Source organism: Flavobacterium sp., from assembly GCF_040382755.1.
Taxonomy (GTDB): domain Bacteria; phylum Bacteroidota; class Bacteroidia; order Flavobacteriales; family Flavobacteriaceae; genus Flavobacterium.
In genome coordinates this window covers 1-3692 of record NZ_JBEIET010000162.1, presented here as the reverse complement: position 1 = coordinate 3692, position 3692 = coordinate 1, and the positions used below count along the sequence as shown (strand labels likewise).

Annotated in this window: 5 protein-coding genes; all 5 read right to left on the bottom strand. The window is 30.9% G+C overall.

Annotated features, from left to right (window positions below):
* Positions 1–548 (bottom strand): DUF7125 family protein (locus ABWO04_RS10500; protein WP_353079658.1); only part of this gene is annotated, 548 nt, incomplete at its 3' end.
* A gap of 20 nt (positions 549–568) precedes the next feature.
* Positions 569–1795, bottom strand: coding sequence for an alpha/beta hydrolase (locus ABWO04_RS10495; protein ID WP_353079657.1), 1227 nt, complete (start codon positions 1793–1795; stop codon positions 569–571).
* A gap of 34 nt (positions 1796–1829) precedes the next feature.
* A complete protein-coding gene (locus ABWO04_RS10490; RefSeq protein WP_353079656.1) occupies positions 1830–2789 on the bottom strand; it encodes a lysylphosphatidylglycerol synthase transmembrane domain-containing protein in 960 nt (319 codons plus the stop codon).
* A 2-nt stretch (positions 2790–2791) separates the two neighbouring features.
* On the bottom strand, positions 2792–3142 hold the full coding sequence (panD, locus tag ABWO04_RS10485; RefSeq protein ID WP_166075636.1) for an aspartate 1-decarboxylase: 351 nt from the start codon (positions 3140–3142) through the stop codon (positions 2792–2794).
* 36 nt (positions 3143–3178) lie between these two features.
* The coding region (locus ABWO04_RS10480) for a pantoate--beta-alanine ligase (protein ID WP_353079655.1) at positions 3179–3692 on the bottom strand (514 nt) is incomplete at its 5' end.

Sequence of the window (3692 nt, the reverse complement as noted above, 5' to 3'; positions counted from 1 at the left end):
GATTCAATATATTCGGTATGTAGGGTTTGAATTGAATCAATAATTACTACTTGCGGTTCAATTTCCTCAATTTGACGAAATATGTTTTGTGTTTTGGTTTCGGTTAAAATAAAACAATTATCCGTTTGTCCTGTAATTCTTTCGGCACGCATTTTTATTTGTTTCTGACTCTCTTCTCCAGAAACATAAAGCGTTTTATAAGGTAATTTTAATGAAATTTGAAGTAAAAGTGTACTTTTTCCAATTCCTGGTTCGCCACCTAAAAGTGTAAGAGAACCTGGAACCAATCCGCCACCTAATACGCGGTTTAATTCGCCATCAGTAGTATTCATTCGTACTTCTTCTGAAGTCGAAATTTCGTTAATTTTTAAAGGTTTCGCTACTTTTTTTGCTTCAGAAGTAGTGCTTCGCCAGGCTTGTTTCTCTTCTTTCTGAATAATTTCTTCTACAATTGTATTCCATTGCTTGCAAGACGTACATTGTCCAAGCCATTTAGAATAATTGGTGCCGCAACTTTGGCAAAAGAAGGAAGTTTTTAATTTAGCCATTTGTATTTTATTTTTCGAAATTATTCGTCTTTTTTAGGAGCTTCAGCAGGTGTTTCTGTTGGAGTTTCCACTGGCGCTGATTCTTCAATTTCTTGTTTTGGTTCTTCTTTTCTTGACTTTAAAGCTTCTGCACGATCTAAGATATAATTTTTAGATAAATCACCAATTTCAGATTTTGTGTACGCACTTTGATATTCTTTAGCTGCTCGTTTATAGTCCCCAATTTTCTCAAAATACAGCCCTCTATGGTAGGTTCCTAACATGGTTTTAGGATATTGTTTGTCAGCATAAGCGCCTAAATTTTCAAGTTCTGAATACGCTTTATTTTTAAGTATTGCGGCTTCAATGGCTTTAAAATCAGAATATCTTGGTTGGATTTTTAATCCCATTTTTTTCTCAAGATTATCATATTTATCAATTAAATATTGTGCATATCCACTTTCTAATTTTAATATTTTTTCGTTAAATTCTAATTTCGAAATGGGCTGATAGCCATTAAAAATAAAGTAAAAAGCACTTGGAATTGCTTCGGCAACTAATGAATAATGAGAGGTGTTTTGAAAAACATCATATCGGTAATTTACATTTGGGTTTTTAATTTCTTTAGCAACATCATCAAGCTTTTTTGTGTTTTCTTGAATTTCCTCTAAATCGGCTTTTGACGTAGCTTGATAATAAAATACTGGTTTTTGTGTTTTTGCTAATCGTTCTGCAATACGAACTTCCATTTCCGGAGCCATTTCTGGTGAAATTGAAATGTATGCATTAAATATTGGGTCATCTTTATATAAATAAAAATTTAAAAACCCGGCTGTAGTATCGTGACCCGCTATAATTCTAAACGGAAGTGTTCTATATTTTTGTTGTATGTACGGCAATAACTCAAATCCAATAAATTCAAAAAATTTAGCACCTGATTCTGCTGGCAAACCATCTTCTCCGTAATTACTATCATTAAAACGAGTTTCACCATAATTCTGATTTACCGCAACAATAATAATTTCAGGTAAATCATCCCAATAGTTTCCATATTTTAAAATTCCTGAAAAGGGATCTGCTAAATATTCGCCATCTAATAAAACCAAAATGGGATATTTCTTATCCGGACTATTTTCGTAAGAAGGCGGCAAAATAATTGAAAAATTTCGGTCTTCGTTAAGTTTTTTAGATTGAATTTTATCAGCTACTTTTTGAGAAAAAGCAGTCATTGCGACCATTAAAAATAGTAGGATAGATTTAATTTTCATAAGTAATTGGTTTAATAAAGTAGCAATATACTACTTATTTTTTATTATAAAGTGGTAAAAATGCGTAAGATAGCAAACCTAGAATTATGGTTAGTATAGTTTGTGAAGTCCAAGCCAGCCAACCAAATGCCGTTCCAATTTCATTTGATATACCGTATAACGAAAAAATCATGGCAATAGCTAACGGATAAGCACCCAGTCCGCCATTTGTGAAACCAACGGCAAGACTGCCAAAAATGAATCCCATAATTACAATGTCAAAACCAATATTTTCCGTTTCTGGTAAGGCGTAAATAGGAATGTAAAACATTAATAAATAGGAAAACCAAATTAAAAATGAAAAGAAAATATATTTCCATTTGTCTTTCATCATTACAATGCTTAACATGCCTTCAATTAATCCTGAAAATTTATTTTTTATTTTTTTAATAATTTTCCATTCAGCATATATCCAAATTAGTAAAAATATAACGCCTAAAATGAGCCCTACTATTCCGAATAAAATTATTTTTTCAAACGCAATTTTTTCTTTGATGAAATTGTATAGTTTTTCAAATTGAAGTACAAAAGCCAAACCTACAAACAATAAAAACAGTATTAAATCTACAATTCTTTCTGCAACAATGGTTCCAAAGCCTTTATCAAAAGGTACGTTTTCATATTTTTTTAATAAGGCAGCTCTAGTAATTTCGCCCGATCTAGGAATGGTTAAATTCATAAAATAAGAAACACAAACCGACATAAAGTCGTTTTTGAAATTTGTTTGGTATCCTAAATGTTGTAAGGAATATTTCCAGCGGTAGGCTCTTGCCCAATAACCAAAAAGTGAGATTATTAATGAAAGGAAAATATAAAAATAATTCGCTTTTTGAAAGCAAAATTTTATTTTATTTAATTCTTCAACGGATAGTGTGGTATATTGATAATATATAAGTCCGAAACCCAATAACAAGGGAATAAAAACAGAGGCAATTTTGCTAATTTTTGTTTTCAAAACTAGGTTAAAGAATTATCTTTTTCATTAGGAAAAACTAAGCAAGGTTTAAATGTTTTTGCTTCTTCAAAGTCAATAATTCCGTACGCAATAATAATAATAATATCACCACGATGTACTTTTCTTGCAGCGGGTCCATTTAAAGTGATTTCACCTGTATTTCTTGGTCCTTTAATGGCGTAAGTTTCTAAACGTTCCCCATTGTTTACATTCACAATGGCTACTTTTTCACCTTCTACAATATTGGCTGCTTCAAGTAAAGCTTCGTCAATTGTAATACTTCCAATATAATTTAAATCGGCTCCAGTAACAGAAACTCTGTGTATCTTAGATTTTACTACTTGTATTTGCATGTGGCAAAGTTAATTAATTCAAGTAAATTTTATAATTTATTTTAACGAAATATTATCAATTAATCGAATATCTTCAATAAAAACCGCAATAAAACCTCTGTATTTTTTATTTTTTATTTTTCTTTTACAGGTTAAAAGCGTCTCTTCTTCTGCAATTTCAAAATATTCTAAAGTAAAATTTTTATGTTTTTTGAATTCTCGCATCACAAAATCACCAACTTCTTTGGCCGATTTTAGCATAAATTTATCTTTTGCTTCTAAAAGAATTTTGTAAATTAATTTCGATTCATTTCTGGCTTTTTTAGAAAGTCTTTCGTTTCGGCTACTCATTGCTAATCCACTCGATTCTCTGTAAATTTCACAAGGAATTATGTTTACTGGAATTTTATTTTTTAGCACTAATTTTTTTACGATTTGTAATTGCTGAAAATCTTTTTCGCCAAAATAAGCGTGAGTTGGTTCTACAATTTCAAATAATTTCTTCACAATCGTTCCTACTCCGTCAAAATGCCCTGGGCGATGTTTGCCTTCCATTTGATGTTCTAATCCG